Raw genomic sequence first — 1,607 nt, forward strand, 5'->3', positions numbered from 1 at the left:
AGGTTAGGATGGGGGTGGCTTTGCGACTTTAGGTCAAATCAAATTCGTGCAATCCGCAGAACCACCCTCTCCCCGGCCCTCTCCCGCCGGACGGGAGAGGGGACAGGTTGCCGATAAAAACGAGGTCGTCTGAAAACTCTGAGATTTGAGTTTTGGAGAAACTCGCTCCCAATTTTTCAGACGACCTCGTTTATTCAATCAATACAGGCTTGGGATAACCCAAGTAGCGTGGGCTTTGCCCACGAAATCTGCTATCTAAAAATCCAAATCAGACAACAGCTGAATGGGCATCCATTTCGGCATTTATCTCGCGGGCAAAGCCCACGCTACAGGTCGTCTGAAAACCCGTTTCAAGCTTTATGCCAAACCAACCCTACGCCGACGATAACCGTCCGGCGACCGTCTTAATCAGACGAACCCGAAAACCTGAAGAAAAATAAGGAAGATGATGCAATGAAAAAACTGTTTTTGATGATATTCGGATTAATGGTTTCAAATATTTCTATTGCCAATCCGACATATGATGTGACAAACGGGGCTTTACAGAATGACCCCGCATTATGCAGCTATGGGTACAATCCCAACTGCTCTTCGGGTAATACCGCCCCTCCTCCTAAGAAAATCATCTATCACGATGTGGTCATCCCTCCAAAATTCGGGGCTTTGGCTTACAGTCAGAAAGCAGGAATTCTTGCAGGTGCTGTAAATCAAAATTCTCTAGACGCAGCAAAACAGGAAGCAGTCAAACGGTGTCAAAAAAGCAGCCGCAATACGCCGTGTAAAGTCATTGTCTGGGTCAGAAACGGCTGTCTCGCAGCAGCAGAAGGAAAGGTTAAGAACAGATTTCTTGTAACTCAAGCAGGAGGTAATCAGGGAACTGTAGAGCAGACAGCTTTAAAAAATTGCCAAGATAGGGGAGGGGTAGACTGTAGAATTATTCAGCCTGAAGTATGTGCTCTCCCGTGATTGGTATTTAAAGGAAGATGATGCAATGAAAAAACTGTTTTTTATATTATTGGGATTGGCAAGTTTCAATGCCTACGCCAACGGTTGCGGCGGAGAATACCAGCCATCGACCGGAACCTGCCGCATTATCGACGGTTCGGGACGGGAAATTCTATATAACATTCCCCCTCAATCAGGCAATACCGCCCCTCCTCCTAAAAAAATCATCTATCACGATGTGGTCATACCTCCAAAATTCGGGGCTTTGGCTTATAGTCAGAAAGCGGGACATATTGCTGGCTCTTTAAATCATGACTCTCTAGCGGAAGCGCAAAGAGAAGCTGTGAAGAGATGTCAACAGGGCAGTCGAAATACACCTTGCAAGCCTACAAAATGGATTAGAAACGGCTGTTTGGCTGTTGCTCAAGGTAAAATAAAAAACAAATTTGTTCTTGCTGAAGCAGGAGGAACTCAAGGTACTGTCGAGCAACTGGCTTTACAAAACTGTAGGGCAAGAGGAGCAACAGAATGTAAGATTTTGATGTCTGAAGGCTGTTCCCTTCCCTAAGTAATGATATAGAAGGTCGTCTGTCGGGCATCGCACCGCCGACAATGAGTCCGTAGCGTGGGCTTTGCCCACGAAATCTACCACCTGAAAATCC

Annotated in this window: 2 protein-coding genes; both read left to right on the plus strand. The window is 46.2% G+C overall.

What is annotated here, in order from left to right; all coding sequences use genetic code 11:
• Nucleotides 1-453: 453 nt before the first annotated feature.
• Entirely contained in the window at nucleotides 454-966 is a 513-nt protein-coding gene (locus HMPREF3050_RS11280; protein WP_070774849.1) for a DUF4189 domain-containing protein, read from the plus strand.
• 25 nt (nucleotides 967-991) lie between these two features.
• Nucleotides 992-1,513, plus strand: coding sequence for a DUF4189 domain-containing protein (locus HMPREF3050_RS11285; RefSeq protein WP_070774850.1), 522 nt, complete (start codon nucleotides 992-994; stop codon nucleotides 1,511-1,513).
• Nucleotides 1,514-1,607: the final 94 nt, after the last annotated feature.

The organism is Neisseria sp. HMSC065D04 (assembly GCF_001815675.1).
Classification (GTDB): domain Bacteria; phylum Pseudomonadota; class Gammaproteobacteria; order Burkholderiales; family Neisseriaceae; genus Neisseria.